Source organism: Burkholderia sp. MSMB0856 (assembly GCF_001524645.2).
Classification (GTDB): domain Bacteria; phylum Pseudomonadota; class Gammaproteobacteria; order Burkholderiales; family Burkholderiaceae; genus Burkholderia; species Burkholderia diffusa.
Window position 1 is genome coordinate 486,418 of the sequence record NZ_CP013427.1, and the last position, 26,248, is coordinate 512,665.

The following is a 26,248-nucleotide window of genomic DNA, read 5'->3' on the forward strand; positions in this document are numbered from 1 at the left end:
ATAGGGTCAAGCGAACAAGTGCATGTGGTGGATGCCTTGGCGATCACAGGCGATGAAGGACGCGGTAGCCTGCGAAAAGCTACGGGGAGCTGGCAAACGAGCTTTGATCCGTAGATGTCCGAATGGGGAAACCCACTCCTTTTGGAGTATCCATGGCTGAATACATAGGCCATGCGAAGCGAACGCGGTGAACTGAAACATCTAAGTAACCGCAGGAAAAGAAATCAACCGAGATTCCCAAAGTAGTGGCGAGCGAAATGGGATGAGCCTTGCACTCTTTATTTGTATTGTTAGCCGAACGCTCTGGAAAGTGCGGCCATAGCAGGTGATAGCCCTGTAGGCGAAAACAGTATGAAAGAACTAGGTGTGCGACAAGTAGGGCGGGACACGTGAAATCCTGTCTGAAGATGGGGGGACCATCCTCCAAGGCTAAATACTCGTGATCGACCGATAGTGAACCAGTACCGTGAGGGAAAGGCGAAAAGAACCCCGGGAGGGGAGTGAAATAGATCCTGAAACCGCATGCATACAAACAGTCGGAGCCTCGTAAGGGGTGACGGCGTACCTTTTGTATAATGGGTCAGCGACTTACGTTCAGTAGCAAGCTTAACCGTATAGGGCAGGCGTAGCGAAAGCGAGTCCGAATAGGGCGTTCAGTTGCTGGGCGTAGACCCGAAACCAGGTGATCTATCCATGGCCAGGATGAAGGTGCGGTAACACGTACTGGAGGTCCGAACCCACTAACGTTGAAAAGTTAGGGGATGAGCTGTGGATAGGGGTGAAAGGCTAAACAAACCTGGAAATAGCTGGTTCTCTCCGAAAACTATTTAGGTAGTGCCTCGTGTCTCACCTTCGGGGGTAGAGCACTGTCATGGTTGGGGGGTCTATTGCAGATTACCCCGCCATAGCAAACTCCGAATACCGAAGAGTGCAATCACGGGAGACAGACATCGGGTGCTAACGTCCGGTGTCAAGAGGGAAACAACCCAGACCGCCAGCTAAGGTCCCCAAATATAGCTAAGTGGGAAACGAAGTGGGAAGGCTAAAACAGTCAGGAGGTTGGCTTAGAAGCAGCCACCCTTTAAAGAAAGCGTAATAGCTCACTGATCGAGTCGTCCTGCGCGGAAGATGTAACGGGGCTAAGCTATATACCGAAGCTGCGGATGCGTGCTTTGCACGCATGGTAGGAGAGCGTTCCGTAAGCCTGCGAAGGTGCCTTGTAAAGGGTGCTGGAGGTATCGGAAGTGCGAATGCTGACATGAGTAGCGATAAAGGGGGTGAAAGGCCCCCTCGCCGTAAGCCCAAGGTTTCCTACGCAACGTTCATCGGCGTAGGGTGAGTCGGCCCCTAAGGCGAGGCAGAAATGCGTAGCTGATGGGAAGCAGGTCAATATTCCTGCACCATTGTTAGATGCGATGGGGGGACGGATCGCGGAAGGTTGTCCGGGTGTTGGAAGTCCCGGTCGCTGCATTGGAGAAGGCGCTTAGGCAAATCCGGGCGCAGGATTCAAGGGTGTGGCGCGAGCTCCTTAGGGAGCGAAGCAATTGGAAGTGGTTCCAAGAAAAGCCTCTAAGCTTCAGTCTAACGATGACCGTACCGCAAACCGACACAGGTGGGCGAGATGAGTATTCTAAGGCGCTTGAGAGAACTCGGGAGAAGGAACTCGGCAAATTGGTACCGTAACTTCGGGATAAGGTACGCCCTTGTAGCTTGACTGGCCTGCGCCAGGAGGGTGAAGGGGTTGCAATAAACTGGTGGCTGCGACTGTTTAATAAAAACACAGCACTCTGCAAACACGAAAGTGGACGTATAGGGTGTGACGCCTGCCCGGTGCCGGAAGATTAAATGATGGGGTGCAAGCTCTTGATTGAAGTCCCGGTAAACGGCGGCCGTAACTATAACGGTCCTAAGGTAGCGAAATTCCTTGTCGGGTAAGTTCCGACCTGCACGAATGGCGTAACGATGGCCACACTGTCTCCTCCCGAGACTCAGCGAAGTTGAAGTGTTTGTGATGATGCAATCTACCCGCGGCTAGACGGAAAGACCCCATGAACCTTTACTGTAGCTTTGCATTGGACTTTGAACCGATCTGTGTAGGATAGGTGGGAGGCTATGAAACCGGAACGCTAGTTTCGGTGGAGCCGTCCTTGAAATACCACCCTGGTTTGTTTGAGGTTCTAACCTTGGCCCGTGATCCGGGTCGGGGACAGTGCATGGTAGGCAGTTTGACTGGGGCGGTCTCCTCCCAAAGCGTAACGGAGGAGTACGAAGGTACGCTAGGTACGGTCGGAAATCGTGCTGATAGTGCAATGGCATAAGCGTGCTTAACTGCGAGACCGACAAGTCGAGCAGGTGCGAAAGCAGGTCATAGTGATCCGGTGGTTCTGTATGGAAGGGCCATCGCTCAACGGATAAAAGGTACTCTGGGGATAACAGGCTGATACCGCCCAAGAGTTCATATCGACGGCGGTGTTTGGCACCTCGATGTCGGCTCATCTCATCCTGGGGCTGTAGCCGGTCCCAAGGGTATGGCTGTTCGCCATTTAAAGAGGTACGTGAGCTGGGTTTAAAACGTCGTGAGACAGTTTGGTCCCTATCTGCCGTGGGCGTTGGATATTTGAAGGGGGCTGCTCCTAGTACGAGAGGACCGGAGTGGACGAACCTCTGGTGTACCGGTTGTCACGCCAGTGGCATCGCCGGGTAGCTATGTTCGGAAGAGATAACCGCTGAAAGCATCTAAGCGGGAAACTCGCCTTAAGATGAGATATCCCTGGGGACTAGATCCCCTTGAAGGGTCGTTCGAGACCAGGACGTTGATAGGTCAGGTGTGTAAGCGCAGTAATGCGTTCAGCTAACTGATACTAATTGCCCGTAAGGCTTGATCCTATAACAAGTCTGTCTCGCGCTGACTACAGCGCGTCGGACTGGTTGATTCTCGTGTGTGATACACACAACTCAAAATTACTGCTTCTTCCCAGATTGGTTCTGTTGGCCACGCCAGCAGGACAACCCCCTTTGCCTGATGACCATAGCGAGTCGGTCCCACCCCTTCCCATCCCGAACAGGACCGTGAAACGACTCTACGCCGATGATAGTGCGGATTCCCGTGTGAAAGTAGGTAATCGTCAGGCTCCCTAAGCCAAGAACCCCCGCCCGACAAGGCGGGGGTTTTTGCATTGGCGCGACGGAAATGCGAGTGCAGGCAATCGAACCTCTCCGTTGGCTGACCAAGCGCGTCGCCGGAATCCGCCGCTTTCCATCATCCCGGACCAATCCCCCGTCGATTTGCTGCAATCTCCAGCCAGGGAGACGACTCTTGCCGGTTCGGCAAGGCACTTCTAACACCCGCTCCACATCCGTACCGTTACATCGGCAATTCGGAGCCGGTCCAGCGTCGATATTTTTCATCCGTCATCTCCATTTTCTCGCTGCATAGGCGGGAAATTCGCGCGAAATGAGGCCTTATTCGGCCCATCCACGTAAAATTTACGAATCTCCACCCCAGTCGCATCCAGAATGATGAACGCCGCCACTCAGATAGCTCGGGCCGTTTGCCCTCACGATTGTCCGGACACGTGCGCAATACGCGTGACCGTCGAAAACGGCCGGGCCATCAAGGTGACGGGCGATCCCGACCATCCGCCCACGCAGGGCGTGCTGTGTACGAAAGTCAGCCGATATGCCGACCGCGTTCATCACCCCGACCGGCTCACCGTTCCCCTCAAGCGCATCGGCGCGAAGGGGGAAGGGCGCTTCGTGCCGATCAGCTGGAGCGAAGCACTTGACGAGATCGGTCGTCGTCTCGGGGAAATCGCCGCGCGCGCGCCGGAGGCGATCGTGCCGTACAGCTACGCGGGAACGATGGGACTCGTGCAGGGCGAAGGCATTGCGCAGCGGTTCTTCCATAAGCTCGGTGCGTCCCGGCTTGAGCGGACCATCTGCGCCGCAGCCGGTGCAGCGGGGCTGCGCTACACGTATGGTGGAAGCGTCGGCATGCATCTCGAGCATTTCGAGGAAAGCGAACTGATTCTGATCTGGGGCGCCAACCCGATCGCATCCAGTCTGCATTTCTGGACCCGAGCGCAGGAAGCCAAGCGTCGAGGCGCCCGTCTGGTCGCGATCGATCCCTACCGCTCGCTGACGGCCGAGAAATGCCATCAGCACATCGCGTTGAAACCGGGCACCGACGGCGCGTTCGCGCTCGGCATGATGCATGTGCTGATTACCGAAGATCTGCTCGATCACGACTACATCGCGCGTCATACGCTCGGCTTCGACGCGCTCAAGGCGCGAGCCCTGTCCTATCCGCCGGAGCGTGTCGCGCAAATCTGCGGCATCGAAGCGTCGGAACTGATCGAACTCGCACGTCGTTACGGCGCGACCCGCAAGGCGTCGATTCGCCTCAATTACGGCATGCAGCGCGTGCGCGGCGGCGGCAACGCCGTGCGCGCGATTGCGAGCCTGCCCGCGCTGACAGGCGCGTGGCGCGACCGGGCCGGCGGGCTTCTGCTGTCGTCGTCGGAATCCGCACCGGTCAATCAGGCGGGGCTGCTGCGTCCGGATCTGATGCCCGGCTGGCCTCACAAACTGCCGCGCATCATCAACATGAATGCAATCGGCGATGCGCTGCTGCATCCGGGCGACGCCACCTTCGGGCCGAAGGTCGAAGCGGTGATCGTCTACAACTCGAATCCCGTCGCGGTCGCACCCGACTCGTCGAAAGTTGCCGCCGGGTTCGCGCGCGAAGATCTGTTCACGGTCGTTCTGGAGCACTTCAAGACAGATACGGTCGATTTCGCCGACATTGTGTTACCTGCCACGACGCAACTCGAGCATCTCGACGTCCATAAGTCGTACGGCCACACCTATGTGATGGCGAATCTACCGGCAATTCCGCCAGTTGGCGACGCACGGCCGAACACGGAAATCTTTCGGGGCATCGCACGCAGCATGGGGCTCGACGAGCCCGCGCTTTATCACAGCGACGAAGAGGTTGCGCAGACGGCGCTCCGTTGGGACGATCCGGCACTCAACAGCGATTGGGAGACGTTGAAGCGTGCCGGCTGGCTGAAGCTCAAGGTCGCGGACGCGCCTTTCGCGAATGGCGGCTTTCGCACACCGTCCGGCAAATGCGAGTTCTACAGTGCGCGCCTCGAGCAGATGGGCATGGACCCGGTGCCTGATTATCTGCCGCCGTTCGAATCGGCGGAGGCCGCGCCTGAACTCGCCGCTCGCTATCCACTGGCGATGATTTCCCCGCCGGCCCGCCACTTCCTGAACAGCACGTTCGTGAACGTGGACAGCCTGCGCAGTACGGAAGGCCAGCCGCACCTCGATATACACCCGGCCGACGCCGACGCGCGCGGCATCGGGGAGGGCGACATCGTGCGCATCTTCAACGACCGCGGATCGATGCAGGCGGTCGCGAGAGTGACCGATCGTGCGCGCGCGGGGCTCGTCGTCGGACTGTCGATCTGGTGGAAGAAATTGTCGTCGGATGGACGGAACGCGAACGAGGTGACGAGCCAGGCGCTGACCGATCTCGGCAACTCGGCGACGTTTTACGATTGTCTGGTGGAAGTTGAGCGGATTTGACCGAACTTCTTGATATCATCAGACGAATGCATCCGAAAGTTCGAAGTGGGCATCTAACCCTGTTGTCTCAGCATGGACGAGCCGCTACGATGCGTTTTAGCACGATCATTCGAAAATCTGTGAGGAGACGCGCAGTATGAACAAAATTTGGCTGAAATCGTACCCACCCGGCGTTCCAGCCGAAATTGACGCGTCCCCGTATCCTTCCATCCCGGATCTCCTCGACGAAAGCTTCAAGCAGTATCGTGACCGCAAGGCGTTCGTCTGCATGGGCAAGAGCATCACGTACGGCGAACTCGATGCGCTGTCGCGCCAGTTCGGCGCGTGGTTGCAGTCGCGCGGCCTGAAGCGCGGTGCGCGCGTCGCGCTCATGATGCCGAACGTGCTGCAGTACCCGGTGGCGATCGTCGCGGTGCTCCGCGCGGGTTTCACCGTCGTCAACGTCAACCCGCTCTATACGCCGCGCGAGCTCGAACATCAGCTGAAGGACAGCGGAGCGGAGGCGATCGTCATTCTCGAGAATTTCGCGTCGACGCTGCAGGCCGTCATCGCCAATACCGCGGTCAAGCATGTCGTGGTCGCTTCGATGGGCGATCTGTTGGGCATCAAGGGCTGGCTCGTCAATTACGTCGTGCGCAACGTAAAGAAGATGGTGCCGGCCTGGCAGCTTCCGTCGTTCACGCGCTTCAAGGCCGCGCTGTCGGAAGGTGCGCGGCAGACCTTCAAGGCAGAGAAGCTCGGCCCCGACGACGTCGCGTTCCTCCAGTACACGGGCGGTACGACGGGTGTCGCGAAGGGCGCGACGCTGCTGCACCGGAACATCGTGTCGAACGTGCTGCAGGCGGGCGCATGGCATCATCCCGCGCACGAGAAGTACCCCGAGGTGAAACAGTTCGTGACGGTTGTCGCGCTGCCGCTCTATCACGTGTTCGCGCTGACGGTCTGCGGCTTCCTGACGATGCGCACGGGCGGCATGGGCGTCCTGATCCCGAATCCGCGCGACATCGGCGGCATGATCAAGGAGTTGAAGGGGTACCAGATCTCGACGATTCCGGCCGTCAACACGCTGTACAACGCACTGCTGAACCATCCCGAATTCAATCAGCTCGACCTGTCGAAGCTCGTGATCGCCAATGGTGGCGGCATGGCGATCCAGGAAGGCGTCGCGAAGCGCTGGTATGAGAAGACCCATACGGCGATCGTCGAGGGCTACGGCCTGTCGGAGACTTCGCCGGTCGCGACCTGCAACCCGGTGACCGCGACGGAATACAGCGGGACGATCGGCCTGCCGCTGCCGTCGACGGAAGTGGCCATCCGCGATGACGCCGGCAACGACGTCGCGCTCGGCGAGCCGGGCGAGATCTGCATCCGCGGGCCGCAGGTCATGGCCGGCTACTGGAACCGTCCGGATGAAACCGCGAAGGTCATGTTCCCGGACGGTTTCTTCAAGACCGGCGACGTCGGCGTGATGGACGCGCGCGGTTACGTGAAGATCGTCGACCGGAAGAAGGACATGATCCTGGTATCCGGTTTCAACGTGTATCCGAACGAGGTCGAGGACGTGGTGGCGTCGCACCCGGGCGTGTTCGAGGTGGCGGCGGTCGGCGTGCCGGACGAGCACTCGGGCGAAGCCGTGAAGCTGTTCGTCGTGAAGAAGGATCCGGCGCTTACCGACAAGGACATCCTCGCATACTGCAAGGAGCGGCTAACCGGCTACAAGCGGCCGAAACTCGTCGAGTTCCGCACGGAGCTGCCGAAGACGAATGTCGGCAAGATCCTGCGGCGCGAACTGCGCGACGGACGCGCGTAACACCGAAGTCGAATCAACCAGCCCGGCCAGTGCCGGGCTTTTTTATTCGTGGTGACGGCATCGAGGATGCCGCGTCGTGGTTCGACGGTCGCAGTAACGGCGCGCGTTCTACCTGGGGGCGCCGTGGCCGACCGAGCGGCTCGAGCGGGCCGCCGCCGGCCACGATCCGTATGGCGCGGTACCTCGGTGCGTGCCACCGGCCGGCAGCGGCGGCCTTCACGTGGATGAGGCGTCGCGAACGCGTCGTCGCCGTGAACGGGCCGCCCGGTGATCGTCCTGTTCGCCACTCGCCGCTTCGCAGCCGCAAAAGAAAAAGGCGCCCGAAGGCGCCTTCAATATGCTGCGGCTTGTCAGTCAAGCTGATTAGAACTTGTGACGGATGCCGACGCGCGCTGCAACCTGGTTGCTGGTGCTCGACGGATCGAGACCGTTGATCGACGCATGTGCCTGAACGACGTTGCCTGCCGAGTCGAGCGCGTTGCCCGACGCATGCTGGTACACGCCGATCACGTAGACGTCCGTGCGCTTGGACAGGAAGTAGTCGACGCCCAGCGAGCCTTGGTGGTACTTGGCTGCCGAGTTGCCGTCGATCTTGCTGCCTTGCGTGTAGTCGTACGCCGCGCCGACGATCAGCGCCGGGGTCAGCTGATACTTGAAGTTGATTTCGCCGTTGTTGAACGTCGCGGTCTGGTTCACGAACGGACCGACCGAGAAGCCCTTGAACTTCGTGTTCGAGTACGTCGCGCCGATCGTTGCTGCGCCGAACGTGTACGCACCGCCCGCACCGATCACCTGGTACGTGTTCGCGCTGTTCGCATATGCGCCGTAGACCGGCGACGACACGGCCGTCGCTGCAGCCGACGCGCCGGTGTTGAACATGCCGCCGAAGTTCGCCGGCGTGCGTGCATTCAAGTAGCCGACACCCAACACCAGCGGGCCGTTGTTGTAACCGGCGCCGAGCGACCAGACCTGGTTCTTCGAGAACTGGCCGGCTTGACCGCCGAAGCTGTACAGGCCGCCGAACGAGAAGCCGCCGTAGGTCGGGCTCGTGTACTTGACCGCGTTGTTCACGCGATATGCGTTGTTGAAGTTGTCGAGGTCGCCCGGGTGAGCAGCGATGTAGCCGCCCCACTGGTCGCCTGCCTCGAGCGGGCCGACGAAGTCGACGACGGAGTCGTACTGGCGACCCAGCGTGACCGTACCGTACTGGCTCGACAGGCCGACGTAAGCCTGGCGGCCGAACATCAGGCCGCCTTGGCCCAGCTTGCCGGAGTTGACGTCGAAACCGTTTTCGAGGACGAAGATCGCCTTCAGGCCGCTGCCCAGATCTTCGGTGCCGCGCAGGCCGAAGCGGCTGCCTTGCATCACGCCGCTTGCCAGACCGTACAGGTGGCCGCCTTTGGCGTTGTTGTTGAAGATGAAGCCTTCATCGATGATGCCGTAGAGCGTCACGCTGCTTTGCGCATGGGCTGCGCCAGCAAACGCGCCCAGCGCGACGAGCGCGAGAAGCGACTTTTTCATTAACGGATCTCCAAGAAACACTGAATTTTTTTGGCGGGGCGGATAGTTATGTTGTGTTGACGGGCCCCGTCAACTTCGCAAGAAGTTGCACGTAATGTAGCAAAGCCGATTTTTCCGACAAAGCGAAATGCCGTGGCGCAAGGCTGCCATGTTTCCTTTATGCAACAATGGTTAAAATCACGGGTTAACCGCAATTTCCGCTGAATAATCAAGTCGGTTACGCAGCGGAGCACGTGCCTTTGCCGCCCGCGGCGGCACACGCAGCCAGGAGAACAGGATGGTGTTGGATGAACTGATCAGCGAATTCGATCGCGGCCTGCGATCGCTGACCGGCATTAGCCGGATGAGCCGCCCGGTGCCCGCGCCGGCGGAGCCGCCGGCCGGCGAACTGACGCCCGCGGAGCGCTCGCACGCCGCCGGGCTGATGCGCGTGAACCATGTCGGCGAGGTCTGCGCGCAGGCGCTTTATCAGGCGCAGAAGCTGACCGCGCGCTCGTCGTCGTCGAAGGCGATGTTCGAGGAAGCCGCGCGCGAGGAGGAGGATCATCTCGCGTGGACCGCGCATCGGCTGAAGGAACTCGATTCGCGTCCGAGCCTGCTCAACCCGCTGTGGTACGCTGGCGCGCTCGCGATCGGCGTCGTCGCCGGCACGCTGGGCGACAAGGTCAGCCTCGGCTTCATGGCGGAGACGGAGCGTCAGGTCGAGAGCCATCTCGACGGGCACCTGTCCGAGCTGCCGCCGACCGACACGGCGTCGCGTGCGATCGTCGAGCAGATGCGGCTCGACGAAGTGAAGCACGGCAAGGCCGCGACCGATGCCGGCGGGATCGAGCTGCCGTTGCCTGCCCGGATGTTGATGCGCGCCGCATCGAAAGTCATGACGAGCACTGCATACTATCTCTGACATTCGGGCCGGGGCGGCGCGCGACGCCGTCCTGGTTCGCCGTCCCCGATACCGCCCGTTTTTTCCGCGTTTTCCCGCCCCCGAAAGCCCCGTCCGCACGCCAGTCTGGCCCGCCTTTCTCACGTATCACCTTCACAAGTTGCACTAGCTCATTCATTTATAACGGTTTTTGGTATGAGGGGCCGCATGAGCATGCGCGCGTAAGTCCTTGTTCTAACTAACAAAATTCGTCAAAAAACCGGGCCGCTCCCTTGACCGTGCCAAACCCTTCCACTAAAGTGGGAGACAGTGTGAGAAAGTGTATTTTTGTGTGATTTAGCGGGCTATTCCGGCTAAATTCTTGAGCATTGAGCGGGTGCTTCGGTGCCCTGAACGGGAGAGCGGAAAGTGTTCCAAGGGGCGTCGGCGCTGACGCTCGATGCGAAAGGGCGGATGTCGGTGCCGGCTCGCTATCGCGAAGCGCTGCAAGGACAGGCAGAAGGACGGGTGACTGTGACCAAGCACCCGGACGGCTGCCTGTTGCTGTTTCCGCGCCCCGAATGGGAGGTATTTCGCGCCAAGATCGCCGCGCTGCCGATGGACGCGCATTGGTGGCGGCGAATTTTTCTCGGCAATGCGATGGATGTCGATCTCGACAGCGCAGGCCGGATTCTCGTATCGCCCGAGCTGCGGATGGCGGCCGGACTGGAAAAGGAAGTCATGTTGTTGGGAATGGGTAGTCACTTCGAGCTGTGGGATTCGCAGACCTACATCGCGAAGGAGCAGGCAGCGATGGCGCAGGGCATGCCCGACGCGCTGAAGAACTTCACGTTCTGATTGCGGTGACGGAGACGCCCGCGATGGGAAACGAATTGCAGCATCGGACCGTACTGTTGGACGAAGCGGTCGATTCGCTCGTGACGCGGCCGGACGGCATTTATGTCGACGGCACGTTCGGGCGCGGCGGTCATAGCCGCGCGGTGCTCGCGCGGCTGGCGCCGGGCGGCCGGCTGATCGCGTTCGACAAGGATCCGAGGGCGATCGAGACGGCGCAGCGCATCGAGGATGCGCGCTTCTCGATCGTGCATGACAGCTTTGCATCGATGCGCGACGCGCTTGCGGCGCGCGGTGTCGAGAAGGTGTCGGGTGTGTTGCTGGACCTGGGCGTGTCCTCGCCGCAGGTGGACGATCCGGCGCGCGGCTTCAGCTTTCGCGCGGATGGCCCGCTGGACATGCGAATGGATCCGACGCGCGGCGAGTCGGCGGCCGAGTGGCTCGCGCGGGCTTCGGTGCAGGAATTGACGGAGGTGATACGAGATTATGGGGAAGAACGGTTTGCTTTTCAGATTGCAAAGGCGCTTGTTGCTCGCCGGGCAGAGTCCGACCGTCTTGGGCCTCTCGACACCACGGGCGAGCTTGCCCAAATCGTGGGTAACGTCGTCAAAACCCGTGAGAAGGGCAAGGATCCGGCAACCCGCACCTTTCAGGCTATACGGATTCACGTCAATCAAGAGCTTGCGGACCTGCAAGTCGTACTAGACGCGGCATTGTCGTTGCTGGAGCAAGGGGGGCGGCTGGTGGTCATCAGCTTTCATTCACTCGAGGACCGGATCGTCAAGCGATTCATGCAGGCGCACGCGAGTGCGCCCGCGGTCGATCGTCGCCTGCCGATCCGCGCCGTCGACCTCCCGAGCCCGCCGCTCAAGATCATCAGCCGTCAGTTCCCGAGCGAGGCGGAAGTCGCCGCGAATCCGCGCGCCCGGTCGGCAGTGATGCGCATCGCGGAGCGCGTCACGCCATGAGCCGCTTCAACATCTTCCTGCTGATCATCGTGATGGGCTGCGCGCTGTCGGTCGTCAACTCGACGAACCAGCAGCGCCAGATCTTCATTCAGCTGCAGCGCGCGCAGTCGCAGGAGCGTCAGCTCCAGCAGGACTACGCGCAGCTTCAATATCAGCAGAGCGCGCTGTCCAAGACGTCCCGCATCGAGCAGCTCGCGAACGATTCGCTGAAGATGCAGCCGATCACGACGGGCCGCACCCAGTACCTGACGCTGCCGTCGGGCGCCGCGAAGGCGATCGACGCGCCGATTCCCGCGTCGGCCGATACGGCCACCAAGGGCAATGGAGGCGCGCGATGAAGCCGTCGCAAAAGCGCCAGGACGTGAAGTTCTCGTCGAGCCCCGTGCTCGGCGTGCACCTGCCGATGTGGCGCTCGAAACTCGTCGTGTTCCTGCTGTTCATGGCGTTCGTCGCGCTCGCCGCGCGGGCGTTCTGGATCCAGGGCCCCGGCAACGCGTTCTACCAGAAGCAGGGCGAGAGCCGCTACCAGCGCACGATCGAGCTGCCGGCCACGCGCGGCAAGATCCTCGACCGTAACGGGCTCGTGCTCGCGACGAGTCTGCCCGTGCGGGCGATCTGGGCGATTCCCGACGCCGTGCCTGACGATCTCGATGCCGGCAAGGTCAACCAGCTCGGCAAGCTCCTCGGCATGACGCCGAAGGAACTGCGCGTGAAGCTGTCGCAAGACAAGGGTTTCGTCTACGTAAAGCGCCAGGTTCCGATCGACGTCGCGGACAAGGTCGCCGCGCTCGACATTCCCGGTATCTATCAGCGCAACGAATACAAGCGCTTCTATCCGGAAGGCGAGATCACGGCTCACCTGATCGGCTTCACGAACGTCGAGGACGAAGGGCAGGAGGGCGTCGAACTCGGCGACCAGAAGATGCTGTCCGGCACATCCGGCGTGCGCCGCGTGATCAAGGACCGGATGGGGCACATCGTCGAGGATGTCGCCGAACAGATTCCGCCGCACAACGGGACGGACGTCGACCTGTCGATCGACAGCAAGATCCAGTACATCGCGTATGCAAACCTGAAGGCCGCCGTCGAGAAGTTCAAGGCGAAGGCCGGCGCGGCGATGGTCGTCGACGTGCGCACCGGCGAGGTGCTGGCGCTCGTCAATTACCCGACGTACAACCCGAACGACCGCTCTCGCATGACGGGCGAGCAGTTGCGCAACCGGATCATGACCGACGTGTTCGAACCGGGTTCGATCATGAAGCCGTTTACGGTGTCGCTCGCGCTCGACCTGCACCGCGTGACGCCGAACACGCTCGTCGAGACGGGCAACGGGCATTTCGTGCTCGACGGCGCACCGATCACCGACGACGCAGGTTTCGGCACGCTGACGGTCGGCGGCGTGATCCAGAAGTCGAGCAACATCGGTGCGACGAAGATCGCGATGACGATGCGGCCCGAGGAAATGTGGAATATGTATACGAGCATCGGCCTCGGCCAGGCGCCGAAGGTCGGGTTCCCGGGCGCGGTGGCCGGTCGCCTGCGTCCGTGGAAGAGCTGGCGTCGCATCGAGCAGGCGACGATGTCGTACGGCTACGGCCTGTCGGTGTCGCTGTTCCAGCTCGCGCGCGCCTACACGGCGATCGCGCACGACGGCGAGCTGATGCCCGTGACCATTTTCAAGACCGACCCCAATCAGCCGATCGTGGGCACGCAGGTGTTCAACCCGACTACCGCGCGCGAAGTGCGTGCGATGCTCGAAACGGTGGTGGCGCCGGGCGGTACGTCGCCCGATGCGGCCGTGCCGGGTTATCGCGTCGGCGGCAAGAGCGGTACCGCGTACAAGCATGAAGGTCACGGCTACACGCGCAAGTACCGCGCGTCGTTCGTCGGCATGGCGCCGATGCCGAATCCGCGCGTCGTGATCGCGGTGTCGGTCGACGAGCCGACCGCCGGCAGCCACTTCGGCGGCCAGGTGTCGGGCCCCGTATTCTCGGCGATCGCGGGCGATACGATGCGCGCGCTGAACGTGCCGCCGAACATGCCGATCAAGCAGCTCGTCGTGTCCGACGACGCGCCTGGCGCGCCCGCCGGGACGGGCCCGCAAAAGCTCGCCGCGGGCGGCGGCGCGAAGCATATGATCGTATCCAGCACGACACGTAATTCACCAGGAGTTGTTCGATGAGCGCCGCTCGCAGTTCCCATCCGGCGCATCAGCAGATCGCGGCCGCGCTTGCGTGGCTGCGCCAGCATGTGGCCCCCGCAGCGCAACTGCATGCCGACACGCGCAGCCTGAAGGCCGGCGACGTGTTCCTCGGCTATGCGGTCGACGGGGCAGACAATCGCGCCTTCATTTCCGATGCCGCCGCGCGCGGCGCGGCCGCCGTGCTGTATCAGCCGGAAGGCCTCGAAGCCGCACCGGCCGTGCCCGTCGCACTCGCGGTGCCGGCGCTCGACCAGCTGGCAGGCGAGATCGCCAGCGGCTGGTACGGCGACCCGAGCGACAGCCTGCTCGCCATCGGCGTGACCGGCACCAACGGCAAGACGTCCTGCACGCAATGGATCGCGGCCGCGCTGACGGCGCTGCACCAGCCGTGCGCGCTGATCGGCACGCTCGGCAGCGGCATGCCGGGGCAGCTGGTGCCGACCGGCTTCACGACACCTGACGCGCCGCAGCTGCAGCGCAGCCTCGCGCAACTGCATGACGCGGGCGCGAAAGCCGTCGCGATGGAAGTGTCTTCGCACGCGCTGCATCAGGGCCGCGTGAACGGCACGGCATTCGACATCGCCGTTTTCACGAACCTCACGCAGGATCACCTCGACTATCACGGCACGTTCGACGCGTACGAAGCCGCGAAGTCGAAGCTGTTCGCGTGGCGCGGTCTGCGCGCGGCGGTCGTCAATCGCGACGACGAGGCCGGCCGTCGCCTGCTCGAGAAGCTGGCCGGCCGCGTGCGCACGATCGCATACGGGATAGGCGACGCACAGGCGGCCGACGCCGATCGCGAGCTGGTCGCGCTCGACGTGCGCGCGACCGCCACGGGCACGGCTTTCCGCCTGCGCTCGTCGTGGGGCGACGCGGACGTCGAGGTCGGCACGCTCGGCGCGTTCAACGTCAGCAACCTGCTCGCGGTGCTCGGCTCGCTGCTCGCGGCCGACGTGCCGTTCGATGCGGCCGTCGCGGAGATTACGCGGCTCGAGTCCGTCAACGGGCGCATGCAGCGCCTTGGCGGCCGGCTGCAGAACGACGAACCGCTGGTCGTGATCGACTACGCGCACACGCCCGATGCACTCGACAAGACGCTCGATGCATTGCGCCCGATCGCGGCGGCGCGCGGCGGGCGACTCGTCTGCATGTTCGGTTGCGGCGGCGATCGCGACGCGACGAAGCGCCCGCTGATGGGCGCGATCGCCGAGCGGCTCGCCGACGAAGTCGTCGTGACGAGCGACAATCCGCGCAGCGAGGATCCGCAGCGCATCATCGACCAGGTCATCGCGGGGATGACCGCGCCCGATCGCGCACGCCGCATCGAGGATCGCGCGAGCGCGATCCTGCAGGCCGTGCGCGGCGCCGCCCGCGAGGACGTCGTCGTGCTGGCCGGCAAGGGGCACGAGGCGACGCAGGAAATCATGGGCAAGAAGCGCGCGTTCTCCGATCAGGATCACGCGCGGCTCGCGCTCGCGGCACGCGCGACGCACGGCAAGGGAGGCGGCGAATGACGATGCTCAGTCTCGGCGAAGCCGCGCGCCTGATTCCCGGTGCGACCGTCCACGGCGATCCGGACACCACCTTCAAGCGCGTGTCGACGGACAGCCGCACGGTCGGCCCGGGCGACCTGTTCGTCGCGCTGAAGGGCGAACGCTTCGACGCGCACGACTTCCTCGGCGACGTGGCCGCGCGCGGCGCGGCCGCGGCGCTCGTCGCGCACGCGCCGGCGGGCCTTGCGATGCCGGTCGTCGAGGGCGGTGAAACGCGTGCCGCGCTCGGCGCGCTCGCGCATGGCTGGCGCAAGCGCTTCGCGGTGCCGCTCGTCGCGGTGACGGGCAGCAACGGCAAGACGACCGTCAAGGAAATGATCGCGTCGATCTTTACGGCGGCAGTCGGCACAGACGCGCGGCTGGCGACGGCCGGCAACCTGAACAACGACATCGGCGTGCCGCTGACGCTGCTGCGCCTGTCGGGCGCGCATCGCGTCGCGGTGATCGAGCTCGGGATGAATCACCCGGGCGAGACCGAAGTTCTCGCGCGCCTCGCGGCGCCGACCGTCGCGCTCGTCAACAATGCGCAGCGCGAACACCAGGAATTCATGGCGACGGTCGAGGCGGTCGCGCTCGAACACGCGGCCGTGATCCACGCGCTGACGCCGGACGGCGTCGCGGTGTTTCCGGCCGACGATGCGTACGCCGGTATCTGGCGTGTCGCGGCGACCGGCAACCGGATTCTCGATTTCGCGCTGCACGACGCCGAACGGCAGATCGAAGCGCAGGTCACGGGCCGTCTGCACGGCGGCGAGCTTGCGATCGACACGCCGTCCGGCTCGGTGACGGTGCGGCTGCGCGCGCTCGGCGAGCACAACGCACGCAACGCATTGGCGGCCACGGCCGCGACGCTCGCGGCCGGTATCGAGCTGGCCGCGATCAAGCAGGGCCTCGAATCGTTCGAGCCGGTCAAGGGCCGTTTGCAGGTCCGGCGAGCGGACGTCGGCAGCCTCGCGGGCGCGACGGTCGTCGACGACACCTACAACGCGAACCCCGATTCGATGCGCGCGGCGATCGACGTGCTGGCCGCACAACCGGCGCCGCGCGTGCTGGTGATCGGCGACATGGGCGAGGTGGGCGACGAAGGCCCGGCATTTCACCGGGAGATCGGCGCATATGCGCGCGAGCGCGGCATCGATGCGCTGTTCGCGCTCGGCGATGCGTCGCGCGATGCATGTACCGCGTACGGCGACACGGCCCGCCATTTCGGCGACGTCGGCGCGCTGGTGACGGCGCTGCTCGCGGCGGGCTACGGCGCGCAGGCGACGGTGCTCGTGAAGGGCTCGCGGTACATGAAGATGGAGCGCGTGGTCGACGCGCTGACGAAACAACCCGCGGCGGGCACGGTGCCCGCTGCACACTGAGTAGAAGGAAGGAAGCATGCTGCTGGCGCTGGCGCAATGGCTGCAAGGAGACGCAAGCTTTTTGCGCTTGTTCACGTACCTGACGTTCCGTGCGGTGATGGCTACCATCACCGCGCTCGGGATCGGGCTCGTGTGCGGACCGTGGGTGATCCGCAAGCTGACGCAAATGAAGGTCGGGCAGGCCGTGCGCAAGGACGGCCCGCAGAGCCATCTCGTCAAGTCCGGCACGCCGACGATGGGCGGCGTGCTGATCCTGATCGGCATCGCGGTCGCGACGCTGCTGTGGGGCGACCTGACGAACCGTTTCATCTGGATCGTGATGCTCGTCACGTTCGGCTTCGGCGTGATTGGCTGGGTCGACGACTACCGCAAGGTCGTCTACAAGGACCCGCGCGGGATGTCGTCGCGCGAAAAGTATTTCTGGCAGTCGGTGATCGGGCTGTTCGCGGCGGTCTACCTCGCATTCAGCGTGTCCGAGGCGAACAACGTGCGTGTGTTCGACCTGTTCATGGCGTGGGTGCGCAGCGGCCTGTCGATGGGGCTGCCCGCGCGGGCCGACCTGATGTTGCCGTTCCTGAAGTCGATCAGCTACCCGCTGGGCGTCTGGGGCTTCATCGTGCTGACCTACTTCGTGATCGTCGGCGCGAGCAACGCGGTGAACCTGACCGACGGCCTCGACGGTCTAGTGATCATGCCGGTCGTGCTGGTCGGTGCGTCGCTGGGTGTGTTCGCGTACGTGATGGGCAGCTCGGTCTATTCGAAATACCTGCTGTTCCCGCACATCCCGGGCGCCGGTGAATTGCTGATCTTCTGCTCCGCGATGGGCGGGGCAGGGCTCGCGTTCCTCTGGTACAACACGCACCCCGCGCAGGTGTTCATGGGCGACGTCGGCGCGCTGGCGCTTGGCGGCGCGCTCGGCACGGTCGCGGTGATCGTGCGCCAGGAAATCGTGCTGTTCATCATGGGCGGCATCTTCGTCGCGGAAACGCTGTCGGTGATGCTGCAGGTGTCGTGGTTCAAGTACACGAAGAAGCGTTACGGCGAAGGGCGGCGCCTGCTGAAGATGGCACCGCTGCATCACCATTTCGAATTGTCCGGCTGGAAGGAAACGCAGGTGGTGGTGCGTTTCTGGATCATCACGCTGATGCTGTGCCTGTTCGGTCTGTCCACCCTCAAGTTGCGGTAAAGGAAAGGTAACAAGGATGTCTGGCGAGATGTTTGGAGATCGGCAGCGGCCGATGGTGCTCGTACTGGGGCTCGGGGAATCGGGTCTCGCGATCGCGCGATGGTGCGCGAGGCACGGGTGCCGGCTGCGTATTGCCGATACCCGCGAGGCGCCGCCGAACCTTGCCGCGCTGCAGGCCGAAGGCATCGATGCGGAGTTCGTCGGCGGGCCGTTCACGCCTGCACTGCTCGACGGCGGCGTCGAGATCGTCGGGCTGAGCCCCGGCCTGTCGCCGCTCGAACCGGCACTGGCGGCGCTGATCGCGGCCGCGAACGAGCGCGCGATCGCCGTGTGGGGCGAACTGGAATTCTTCGCGCAGGCGCTGCGCGCGCTCGGCACGAGCGGCTATCAGCCGAAGGTGCTCGCGATCACCGGCACCAACGGCAAGACCACGACGACGAGCCTCACGGGCCTGCTGTGCCAGCGTTCGGGCAAGAAGGTCGCCGTTGCCGGCAACATCAGCCCGGCGATGCTCGACCGGCTCGCGGGCGCGATCGACGATACGGCGTTGCCCGACGTCTGGGTGCTCGAACTGTCGAGCTTCCAGCTCGAGACGGCACGCACGTTCGCGCCGGACGCGGCCGCGATCCTCAACATCACGCAGGATCACCTCGACTGGCACGGCAGCTTCGACGCCTATGCGGCCGCGAAGGGCCGGATCTTCGGCGCGACAACCACGCGCGTGCTCAACCGCGACGATGCGGCCGTGATGAAGTTCGCGCCGGCCGCCGGCGCGGCCGATGCGGCGCGCACGGTCACGTTCGGCCTGAACGAACCGACGCAGGACGGCGACTACGGCCTGTCGCGCGACAACGGCATTGCGTGGCTGGTCGAAGCGGTCGACCGCGACGCGCCCGACGAGACGACGAGCCGTCGCCGCAAGCGCGACGGCGCGCATACGCCCGACATCGCGCAGAAGCGCCTGATGCCGGCCGACGCGCTGCGCATCCGCGGGCTGCACAATGCGGCGAACGCGCTGGCCGCGTTCGCGCTTGCACGCGCGATCGATCTGCCGGCCGCGCCGCTGCTGCACGCGCTGCGCGAATACCGCGGCGAGGCGCATCGCGTCGAAGTGATCGCGACGATCGACGACGTGGACTACGTCGACGACAGCAAGGGAACGAACGTCGGCGCGACGGTGGCCGCGCTCGACGGGCTCGCGCAGAAGATCGTGCTGATCGCCGGCGGCGACGGCAAGGGTCAGGATTTCGCGCCGCTGGTCGCGCCGGTCGCGCGCTGGTGCCGTGCGGTGATGCTGATCGGCCGCGATGCGCCGGCGATTCGCGACACGCTCGCCGAAACCGGCGTGCCGCTCGCCGACCACGCGACGCTCGAAGGCGCGGTGCGTGCCGCCGCCGACCTCGCCGAGCCGGGCGATGCGGTGCTGCTGTCGCCCGCGTGCGCGAGCCTCGACATGTTCAGGAACTACGCCCATCGCGCGGATGTGTTCCGCGCGGCGGTGGATGAAATCGCCATCGACAAAGGAGCGACGCCATGAGTTGGTCCGATCGCCTCGTCTCCCGTTTCAACGACCGGCGCGACACCGGCGGCAATGCCGCCGGCGGCCGCGTCGCGTCGGCCACGCGCGCCGCGACCGGCGGCCTCGCGAGCGTCGTCAACGGCGTGCGGCCGAGCCGCTCGCGAATGCTCGATTTCGACTACTCGCTGCTGTGGGTCGCGATCGCGCTGCTCGGGCTCGGCGTGGTGATGGTGTATTCGGCGTCGATCGCGATGCCCGATTCGCCGAAATATGCGTCGTATCACGACTATGCGTTCCTGATGCGCCACTGCGTGTCGCTTGGCGTCGCGTTCATCGCGGCGGTGATCGCGTTCCGCGTGCCCGTGTCGACCTGGGACAAATACGCGCCGCATCTCTTCCTGATCGCACTGGTCGGCCTCGTGATCGTGCTGATCCCGCACGTCGGCAAGGGTGTGAACGGTGCGCGCCGCTGGATTCCGCTCGGCATCACGAACATGCAGCCGTCGGAAATCATGAAGCTCGCGGTGACGATCTACGCGGCGAACTACACGGTGCGCAAGCAGGAATACATGCAGAGCTTCGCGAAGGGCTTCCTGCCGATGGCGTTCGCGGTCGGTCTCGTCGGCGCGCTGCTGCTGCTCGAACCGGACATGGGCGCGTTCATGGTGGTTGCCGCGATCGCGATGGGCGTGCTGTTCCTCGGCGGCGTCAACGGCAAGCTGTTCGGCGGCCTGGTCGCGACGGCGGTTGGCACCTTCACGATGCTCGTATGGCTGTCACCGTGGCGTCGCGAGCGGATCTTCGCGTACCTCGATCCGTGGGACGAACGCTATGCGCAGGGCAAGGCGTACCAGCTCACGCACTCGCTGATCGCGTTCGGCCGCGGCGAGTGGTTCGGCGTCGGCCTCGGCGGCAGCGTCGAGAAGCTGAACTACCTGCCCGAAGCGCATACCGACTTCATCCTCGCGGTGATCGGCGAGGAACTCGGCTTCGTCGGCGTGCTGGTCGTGATCCTGCTGTTTTACTGGATCGTGCGCCGCGCGTTCGAGATCGGTCGTCAGGCGCTCGCGCTCGACCGCACGTTCGCGGGCTTGATGGCGAAGGGCATCGGCATCTGGTTCGGCGCGCAGACGTTCATCAACATGGGCGTGAACCTCGGCCTGCTGCCGACCAAGGGCCTGACGCTGCCGCTCGTGAGCTACGGCGGCTCGGGCATCCTGCTGAACTGTGTCGCGCTTGCGGTGCTGTTGCGGGTCGACTATGAAAATCGCGTATTGATGCGGGGAGGGAAGGTATGACCGCGTCGCGACGCACGCTGATGGTGATGGCAGGCGGCACCGGGGGCCACGTGTTCCCGGGGCTCGCCGTCGCGCACCGGATGGAAGCGGCGGGTTGGCGCGTCGTGTGGCTCGGCAATCCGGCCGGGATGGAAGCGACGCTCGTGCCGAAGCACGGCATTCCGATGGAATACGTGCGCTTCGGCGGACTGCGCGGCAAGGGCCTGAAGACCAAGCTGACGCTGCCGATCAACCTGCTGCGCGCGTGCTGGCAGAGTCTCGGCGCGCTGCGCCGCGTTCGGCCGGACGTCGTGCTCGGGATGGGCGGCTACATCACGTTCCCGGCGGGCGTGATGGCCGCGCTGTCGGGCCGCCCGCTCGTGCTGCACGAACAGAATTCGATCGCCGGTCTCGCGAACAAGGTGCTCGCGAAATTCGCGAAGCGCGTGCTCGTTGCGTTCCCGGGCGCACTGCCGCACGCGGAATGGACCGGCAACCCGATTCGCGCGGAACTTGCGCGCACGGAAACGCCCAAGGCACGCTATGCGTCGCGCAGCGGCCCGCTGAACGTGCTGGTCGTCGGCGGCAGTCTCGGCGCCGCCGCGCTGAACGAAGTCGTGCCGCGCGCGCTGGCGCTGCTGGCGCCGGGCGAGCGCCCGCGCATCGTGCACCAGGCCGGCGCGAAGCACATCGACGCGCTGAAGGCGAATTACGAAGCGGCCGGATTCACCGGCGGCGACGACGTGCGGCTCGTGCCGTTCATCGACGACATGGCCACCGCTTACGCGGCGGCGGATCTCGTGATCTGCCGCTCCGGCGCGATGACGGTGTCGGAAATCGCGGCGGTGGGCGTGGCGGCGCTGTTCGTGCCGTTCCCGTACGCGGTCGACGACCACCAGACGACCAACGCCGCGTTCCTCGCCGATGCGGGCGCGGCGGTGCTGGTGCAACAACGCGACCTGTCGGCGGAACTGCTTGCCGACTGGCTGCGCGGCCAGTCGCGGGCGTCGCTCGCGGACATGGCGGAGCGTTCGCGCTCGCTGGCGAAGCCCGAGGCCACCGACGAAGTCGCGCGCGTCTGCGCGAAGGTGGCTGGCGCGAACCTGGAACAACTGCAATGAAACACATCGTCAAACACATTCATTTCGTCGGGATCGGCGGCGCGGGCATGAGCGGCATCGCCGAAGTGCTCGTCAACCTCGGCTACGAGGTCAGCGGCTCCGACCTGTCGCGCAACGCGGTGACCGATCGTCTCGCGGCGCTCGGCGCGCGGATCGCGATCGGGCACGACGCGGCGAACATCGAGGGCGCGAACGCGGTCGTCGTGTCGACGGCCGTGCGCTCGGACAACCCCGAAGTGCTCGCCGCGCGCCACCAGCGCGTGCCGATCGTGCAGCGCGCGGTGATGCTCGCGGAGCTGATGCGCCTGAAGCAGGGGATCGCGATCGCCGGCACGCACGGCAAGACCACGACGACGAGCCTCGTCGCGAGCGTGCTCGCGGCGGGCGGGCTGGACCCGACCTTCGTGATCGGCGGCCGGCTGATCAGCGCCGGTGCGAACGCGCGGCTCGGCACGGGTGACTTCATCGTCGCCGAGGCCGACGAGTCGGACGCGTCGTTCCTGAACCTGTATCCGGTGATCGAAGTCATCACGAACATCGACGCCGATCACATGGACACCTACGGCCACGATTTCGCGCGGCTCAAGCAGGCGTTCATCGAATTCACGCAGCGCCTGCCGTTCTACGGCAGCGCGGTGGTGTGCGTCGACGATCCGAACGTGCGGCAGATCATCCCGTTCATCTCGAAGCCGGTCGTGCGCTACGGGTTGTCGCCGGACGCGCAGGTGCGCGCGGAAGACATCGACGCGCGCGACGGCCGCATGCACTTCACGGTGATCCGCGAAGGCCGTGCGCCGCTCGCGGTGGTGCTGAACCTGCCGGGCCTGCACAACGTGCAGAACGCGCTCGCGGCGATCGCGATCGCGACCGATCTCGGCGTGGCGGACGACGCGATCCAGCTGGCGCTGGCGGAATTCAACGGCGTCGGCCGACGCTTCCAGCGCTACGGCGAGGTGCCGAGCGCGGACGGCGGCCAGTACACGCTGATCGACGACTACGGCCACCACCCCGTCGAGATGGCCGCGACGATCGCGGCCGCGCGCGGCGCGTTCCCGGGCCGCCGCCTCGTGCTGGCGTTCCAGCCGCACCGCTACACGCGCACGCGCGATTGTTTCGACGACTTCGTCAATGTGCTGTCGACGGTCGACGCGCTGGTGCTGACGGAAGTCTATGCCGCGGGCGAAGCGGCGATCGCGACGGCCAATGGTGACGCGCTGTCGCGTGCGCTGCGGGCGGTGGGCAAGGTTGACCCGGTGTTCGTCGCGACGGTCGACGACGTGCCGGACGCACTGGCCAAGGTCGCGCAGAAAGGCGACGTGGTGATCACGATGGGCGCGGGTTCGATCGGCGGCGTGCCGGCGAAGCTCGTGCAACACACACAACAGAAGGCATGACATGAGCGGGATCGATCCGAAACGTTTCGGCAAGGTGGCGGTGTTGTTCGGCGGCGAATCCGCCGAGCGCGAGGTGTCGCTCACCTCGGGCCGTCTCGTGCTGCAGGGCCTGCGTGACGCGGGCGTCGACGCGCATCCGTTCGACCCGGCCGAGCGGCCGTTGTCGGCGCTGAAGGACGAAGGCTTCGTGCGCGCGTTCAACGCGCTGCACGGCGGCTACGGCGAGAACGGCCAGATCCAGGGCGCGCTCGATTTCTACGGAATCCGCTACACGGGCAGCGGCGTGCTCGGCTCGGCGCTCGGCCTCGACAAGTTCCGCACGAAGCTCGTGTGGCAGCAGACGGGCGTGCCGACGCCGCCGTTCGAGACGGTGATGCGCGGCGACGACTACGCGGCGCGCGCGGCGGACATCGTCGCGAAGCTCGGCCTGCCGCTGTTCGTGAAGCCGGCGAGCGAGGGCTCGAGCGTCGCGGTGCTGAAGGTGAAGACGGCCGACGCGTTGCCCGCCGCACTGTCGGAAGCGGCGACGCACGACAAGATCGTGATCGTCGAGAAGAGCATCGAAGGCGGCGGCGAATACACCGCGTGCATCGCCGGCGATCTCGACCTGCCGCTGATCAAGATCGTGCCGGCCGGCGAGTTCTACGACTACCACGCGAAGTATGTCGCCGACGATACGCAGTACCTGATTCCGTGCGGGCTGCCCGCGGAACAGGAAACGGAACTGAAGCGCATCGCGCGCCGCGCGTTCGACGTGCTCGGCTGCACCGACTGGGGTCGGGCGGACTTCATGCTCGATGCCGCCGGCAACGCGTATTTCCTGGAAGTGAACACGGCCCCCGGGATGACCGACCACTCGCTGCCGCCGAAGGCCGCGCGGTCGATCGGCATCAGCTATTCGGAGCTGGTCGTGAAGGTGCTGTCGCTTACGCTCAACGACTGACGCAGGAACGGAACGACGTATGTGGAACAACGTTCGCCAACTCAACCTTGCCGCCAGCGCGCTGTACGCGCTGTTGCTGCTCGTGTTGGCGGCGGCCGGCTGCTACTGGCTGATCCAGCGTCCGACGTTCGCGCTGCGCGAAATCCGGATCGACGGCGACACCGAGCACATCAACACGCCGACGGTGCGTGCGGGCGTGGTCGGCCGGCTGAAGGGCAATTTCTTCACGGTCGATCTCGATACGGCGCGTGCCGCGTTCGAGCAGATGCCGTGGGTGCGCCACGCGAGCGTGCGCCGGGTGTGGCCGAATGCGCTGGCTGTCACGCTCGAGGAGTACAAACCGCTCGGGACCTGGGGCAGCGCGCAGCTCGTGAGCGTAGACGGTGAGCTGTTCACCGCGAACCAGGGCGAACTGGATCAGGAACTGCCGGCGTTCGACGGCCCGGAGGGCAGTGCGAAGGAAGTCGTCACGCGGTATCGCGACTTCACGAACTGGTTTGCGCCGCTGAAGGCGGCGCCGGAAGAAGTGACGCTGTCGGCGCGCTACGCGTGGACGGTGAAGCTGTCGAACGGCATGCAGGTCGAGCTGGGCAAGGAGCGCACCAGCGAGACCCTGCATGACCGGAGCCAGCGCCTCGTCGCCGCGTGGCCGGCCGTCACGGAGCGTTGGGGCAACGACATCGAGTACGCGGACCTGCGTTATCCGAACGGATTCGCGATTCGTGCGGCAGGCATGCGGTTCCTGACCGATACCGACAAGCGCAAGAAGTAACGAGAGATCACACGCAAGAGCACTTTATGAGCAAAGACTACAAGGATCTGCTGGTTTCCCTCGACATCGGCACGTCGAAGGTGGTGGCCATCGTCGCCGAGCTGAAGGGCGAAGGCCATTACGAGGTGATCGGCCTCGGCCAGAGCGAATCGAAGGGTCTGAAGAAGGGCGTGGTGGTCAATATCGAGGCCACCGTGCAGTCGATCCAGCGCGCGCTCGAGGAAGCCGAGCTGATGGCCGACTGCAAGATCACCAACGTGTTCACGGGGATTGCCGGCAGCCATATCCGCAGCTTCAACTCGAGCGGGATGGTCGCGATCAAGGACAAGGAAGTCACGCAGACGGACGTCGCGCGCGTGATCGAGACCGCGAAGGCGATCAACATCCCGACCGACCAGCAGGTGCTGCACATCCTCACGCAGGAATTCATCATCGACGGCCAGGAAGACGTGCGCGAGCCGATCGGGATGAGCGGTATCCGCCTCGAGGTGAAGGTGCACATCGTGACGGGCGCGGTCAGTGCCGCGCAGAACATCGTCAAGTGCGTGCGCCGCTGCGGGCTGGAAGTGAACGACCTGATCCTGCAGCCGCTCGCGTCGTCGCTGGCCGTGCTGACGGAAGACGAGAAGGATCTCGGCGTGGTGCTGGTCGACATCGGCGGCGGCACGACCGACATCGCGATCTTCGCCGAAGGCGCGATCCGCCATACCGCGGTGATTCCGATCGCCGGCGACCAGATCACGAGCGACATCGCGATGGCGCTGCGCACGCCGACGCCGGACGCGGAAGACATCAAGGTCGGCTACGGGATCGCGAAGCAGGCGCTCGCCGATCCGGACGAGATGGTCGAAGTGCCGGGCCTCGGCGAACGCGGCCCGCGCACGCTGTCGCGCCAGGCGCTCGCGGCCGTGATCGAGCCGCGCGTCGAGGAACTGTTCTCGCTCGTGCAGCAGGTCGTGCGCGAGTCGGGTTACGAAGAACTGCTGAGCTCCGGCGTGGTCATTACCGGCGGGGCTTCGATGATGCCGGGCATGGTCGAGCTCGGCGAAGACATTTTCCTGAAACCGGTGCGCATCGGCGCGCCGGAATACGCAGGCGGCCTCGCCGACGTGGTGCGCAATCCGCGCTACTCGACGGCGATGGGCCTGCTCGTCGAAGGCAGTGCTCAGCGCATGCGCGGCCGCAAGGTCGCCGTGCAGTCCGGCAACGCGGGGCAGATCTTCTCGCGGATGAAGGAATGGTTCCTGAGCAACTTCTGACGAACCGAATCGAAATTCGCGCCGGTGCCGGCGGCTGGCGCGCGAC

General features: G+C 64.4%; 18 protein-coding genes and 2 rRNA genes. 19 read left to right on the forward strand and 1 reads right to left on the reverse strand.

Features of this window, described 5'->3' with window-relative positions:
- Positions 1 to 4: 4 nt before the first annotated feature.
- The 4 genes from WS87_RS03340 to WS87_RS03355 all read left to right on the forward strand — a co-directional run bounded on the left by WS87_RS03340 (position 5) and on the right by WS87_RS03355 (position 7,405).
- A 23S ribosomal RNA gene (locus WS87_RS03340) occupies positions 5 to 2,886 on the forward strand.
- A gap of 132 nt (positions 2,887 to 3,018) precedes the next feature.
- Positions 3,019 to 3,131 (forward strand): 5S ribosomal RNA (rrf, locus tag WS87_RS03345).
- A 388-nt stretch (positions 3,132 to 3,519) separates the two neighbouring features.
- Complete coding sequence (locus WS87_RS03350) at positions 3,520 to 5,595, forward strand: molybdopterin-containing oxidoreductase family protein (RefSeq protein ID WP_059820726.1); 2,076 nt, start codon at positions 3,520 to 3,522, stop codon at positions 5,593 to 5,595.
- Between the two features lie 136 nt (positions 5,596 to 5,731).
- Positions 5,732 to 7,405, forward strand: a complete 1,674-nt coding sequence (locus WS87_RS03355; protein ID WP_059820688.1) for a long-chain fatty acid--CoA ligase — start codon at positions 5,732 to 5,734, stop codon at positions 7,403 to 7,405.
- Positions 7,406 to 7,768: 363 nt separating this feature from the next.
- Here the strand turns inward: WS87_RS03355 and WS87_RS03360 are convergent, their stop codons facing one another.
- Positions 7,769 to 8,926 carry a porin gene (locus WS87_RS03360; RefSeq protein ID WP_059820689.1) on the reverse strand — a complete coding sequence of 386 codons (1,158 nt, stop codon included), beginning with the start codon at positions 8,924 to 8,926 and terminating at the stop codon, positions 7,769 to 7,771.
- A 277-nt stretch (positions 8,927 to 9,203) separates the two neighbouring features.
- On the opposite strand from WS87_RS03360, the gene coq7 reads away from it, so the two are divergent.
- The 15 genes from coq7 to ftsA all read left to right on the forward strand — a co-directional run bounded on the left by coq7 (position 9,204) and on the right by ftsA (position 26,202).
- The gene (coq7, locus tag WS87_RS03365) at positions 9,204 to 9,830 is read left to right on the forward strand and encodes a 2-polyprenyl-3-methyl-6-methoxy-1,4-benzoquinone monooxygenase (RefSeq protein WP_059820690.1); all 627 of its coding nucleotides are present in this window, start codon (positions 9,204 to 9,206) and stop codon (positions 9,828 to 9,830) included.
- 387 nt (positions 9,831 to 10,217) lie between these two features.
- Positions 10,218 to 10,646 carry a division/cell wall cluster transcriptional repressor MraZ gene (mraZ, locus tag WS87_RS03370; RefSeq protein WP_006400450.1) on the forward strand — a complete coding sequence of 143 codons (429 nt, stop codon included), beginning with the start codon at positions 10,218 to 10,220 and terminating at the stop codon, positions 10,644 to 10,646.
- Positions 10,647 to 10,669: 23 nt separating this feature from the next.
- Positions 10,670 to 11,611 carry a 16S rRNA (cytosine(1402)-N(4))-methyltransferase RsmH gene (rsmH, locus tag WS87_RS03375; protein ID WP_059535156.1) on the forward strand — a complete coding sequence of 314 codons (942 nt, stop codon included), beginning with the start codon at positions 10,670 to 10,672 and terminating at the stop codon, positions 11,609 to 11,611.
- Positions 11,608 to 11,949, forward strand: a complete 342-nt coding sequence (gene ftsL, locus WS87_RS03380) for a cell division protein FtsL (RefSeq protein WP_059535158.1) — start codon at positions 11,608 to 11,610, stop codon at positions 11,947 to 11,949. The genes rsmH and ftsL overlap by 4 nt, the downstream gene beginning before the upstream one ends.
- Positions 11,946 to 13,793, forward strand: coding sequence for a peptidoglycan D,D-transpeptidase FtsI family protein (locus WS87_RS03385; protein ID WP_059535159.1), 1,848 nt, complete (start codon positions 11,946 to 11,948; stop codon positions 13,791 to 13,793). Before ftsL ends, WS87_RS03385 begins: the two co-directional genes overlap by 4 nt.
- Positions 13,790 to 15,328 carry a UDP-N-acetylmuramoyl-L-alanyl-D-glutamate--2,6-diaminopimelate ligase gene (locus WS87_RS03390; protein ID WP_059820691.1) on the forward strand — a complete coding sequence of 513 codons (1,539 nt, stop codon included), beginning with the start codon at positions 13,790 to 13,792 and terminating at the stop codon, positions 15,326 to 15,328. Before WS87_RS03385 ends, WS87_RS03390 begins: the two co-directional genes overlap by 4 nt.
- On the forward strand, positions 15,325 to 16,731 hold the full coding sequence (locus WS87_RS03395) for a UDP-N-acetylmuramoyl-tripeptide--D-alanyl-D-alanine ligase (protein WP_059820692.1): 1,407 nt from the start codon (positions 15,325 to 15,327) through the stop codon (positions 16,729 to 16,731). The genes WS87_RS03390 and WS87_RS03395 overlap by 4 nt, the downstream gene beginning before the upstream one ends.
- Positions 16,732 to 16,747: 16 nt before the next feature.
- Positions 16,748 to 17,917 (forward strand): phospho-N-acetylmuramoyl-pentapeptide-transferase, encoded by a 1,170-nt coding sequence (mraY, locus tag WS87_RS03400; RefSeq protein WP_059451891.1) that lies wholly within the window; start codon positions 16,748 to 16,750, stop codon positions 17,915 to 17,917.
- Positions 17,918 to 17,945: 28 nt separating this feature from the next.
- Positions 17,946 to 19,454, forward strand: coding sequence for a UDP-N-acetylmuramoyl-L-alanine--D-glutamate ligase (gene murD / locus WS87_RS03405; RefSeq protein ID WP_059820693.1), 1,509 nt, complete (start codon positions 17,946 to 17,948; stop codon positions 19,452 to 19,454).
- The gene (gene ftsW, locus WS87_RS03410) at positions 19,451 to 20,734 is read left to right on the forward strand and encodes a putative lipid II flippase FtsW (RefSeq protein WP_059535166.1); all 1,284 of its coding nucleotides are present in this window, start codon (positions 19,451 to 19,453) and stop codon (positions 20,732 to 20,734) included. Before murD ends, ftsW begins: the two co-directional genes overlap by 4 nt.
- Positions 20,731 to 21,834 carry an undecaprenyldiphospho-muramoylpentapeptide beta-N-acetylglucosaminyltransferase gene (murG, locus tag WS87_RS03415; protein WP_059820694.1) on the forward strand — a complete coding sequence of 368 codons (1,104 nt, stop codon included), beginning with the start codon at positions 20,731 to 20,733 and terminating at the stop codon, positions 21,832 to 21,834. The genes ftsW and murG overlap by 4 nt, the downstream gene beginning before the upstream one ends.
- Positions 21,831 to 23,228, forward strand: a complete 1,398-nt coding sequence (gene murC, locus WS87_RS03420) for a UDP-N-acetylmuramate--L-alanine ligase (RefSeq protein WP_059820695.1) — start codon at positions 21,831 to 21,833, stop codon at positions 23,226 to 23,228. The genes murG and murC overlap by 4 nt, the downstream gene beginning before the upstream one ends.
- A gap of 1 nt (position 23,229) precedes the next feature.
- Positions 23,230 to 24,171, forward strand: a complete 942-nt coding sequence (locus WS87_RS03425) for a D-alanine--D-alanine ligase (protein ID WP_059688957.1) — start codon at positions 23,230 to 23,232, stop codon at positions 24,169 to 24,171.
- Between the two features lie 19 nt (positions 24,172 to 24,190).
- Positions 24,191 to 24,943, forward strand: a complete 753-nt coding sequence (locus tag WS87_RS03430; RefSeq protein ID WP_057926855.1) for a cell division protein FtsQ/DivIB — start codon at positions 24,191 to 24,193, stop codon at positions 24,941 to 24,943.
- A gap of 26 nt (positions 24,944 to 24,969) precedes the next feature.
- On the forward strand, positions 24,970 to 26,202 hold the full coding sequence (gene ftsA / locus WS87_RS03435; protein ID WP_006752447.1) for a cell division protein FtsA: 1,233 nt from the start codon (positions 24,970 to 24,972) through the stop codon (positions 26,200 to 26,202).
- The last annotated feature ends 46 nt before the right edge of the window (positions 26,203 to 26,248 follow it).

Bases quoted from the DNA above. Each gene is read 5' to 3' on its own strand.
- WS87_RS03350 (WP_059820726.1), top strand. From the start codon at position 3,520: ATGAACGCCGCCACTCAGATAGCTCGGGCCGTTTGCCCTCACGATTGT.
- WS87_RS03355 (WP_059820688.1), top strand. From the start codon at position 5,732: ATGAACAAAATTTGGCTGAAATCGTACCCACCCGGCGTTCCAGCCGAA.
- WS87_RS03360 (WP_059820689.1), bottom strand. From the start codon at position 8,926: ATGAAAAAGTCGCTTCTCGCGCTCGTCGCGCTGGGCGCGTTTGCTGGC.
- coq7 (WP_059820690.1), top strand. From the start codon at position 9,204: ATGGTGTTGGATGAACTGATCAGCGAATTCGATCGCGGCCTGCGATCG.
- rsmH (WP_059535156.1), top strand. From the start codon at position 10,670: ATGGGAAACGAATTGCAGCATCGGACCGTACTGTTGGACGAAGCGGTC.
- ftsL (WP_059535158.1), top strand. From the start codon at position 11,608: ATGAGCCGCTTCAACATCTTCCTGCTGATCATCGTGATGGGCTGCGCG.
- WS87_RS03385 (WP_059535159.1), top strand. From the start codon at position 11,946: ATGAAGCCGTCGCAAAAGCGCCAGGACGTGAAGTTCTCGTCGAGCCCC.
- WS87_RS03390 (WP_059820691.1), top strand. From the start codon at position 13,790: ATGAGCGCCGCTCGCAGTTCCCATCCGGCGCATCAGCAGATCGCGGCC.
- WS87_RS03395 (WP_059820692.1), top strand. From the start codon at position 15,325: ATGACGATGCTCAGTCTCGGCGAAGCCGCGCGCCTGATTCCCGGTGCG.
- mraY (WP_059451891.1), top strand. From the start codon at position 16,748: ATGCTGCTGGCGCTGGCGCAATGGCTGCAAGGAGACGCAAGCTTTTTG.
- murD (WP_059820693.1), top strand. From the start codon at position 17,946: ATGTTTGGAGATCGGCAGCGGCCGATGGTGCTCGTACTGGGGCTCGGG.
- ftsW (WP_059535166.1), top strand. From the start codon at position 19,451: ATGAGTTGGTCCGATCGCCTCGTCTCCCGTTTCAACGACCGGCGCGAC.
- murG (WP_059820694.1), top strand. From the start codon at position 20,731: ATGACCGCGTCGCGACGCACGCTGATGGTGATGGCAGGCGGCACCGGG.
- murC (WP_059820695.1), top strand. From the start codon at position 21,831: ATGAAACACATCGTCAAACACATTCATTTCGTCGGGATCGGCGGCGCG.
- WS87_RS03425 (WP_059688957.1), top strand. From the start codon at position 23,230: ATGAGCGGGATCGATCCGAAACGTTTCGGCAAGGTGGCGGTGTTGTTC.
- WS87_RS03430 (WP_057926855.1), top strand. From the start codon at position 24,191: ATGTGGAACAACGTTCGCCAACTCAACCTTGCCGCCAGCGCGCTGTAC.
- ftsA (WP_006752447.1), top strand. From the start codon at position 24,970: ATGAGCAAAGACTACAAGGATCTGCTGGTTTCCCTCGACATCGGCACG.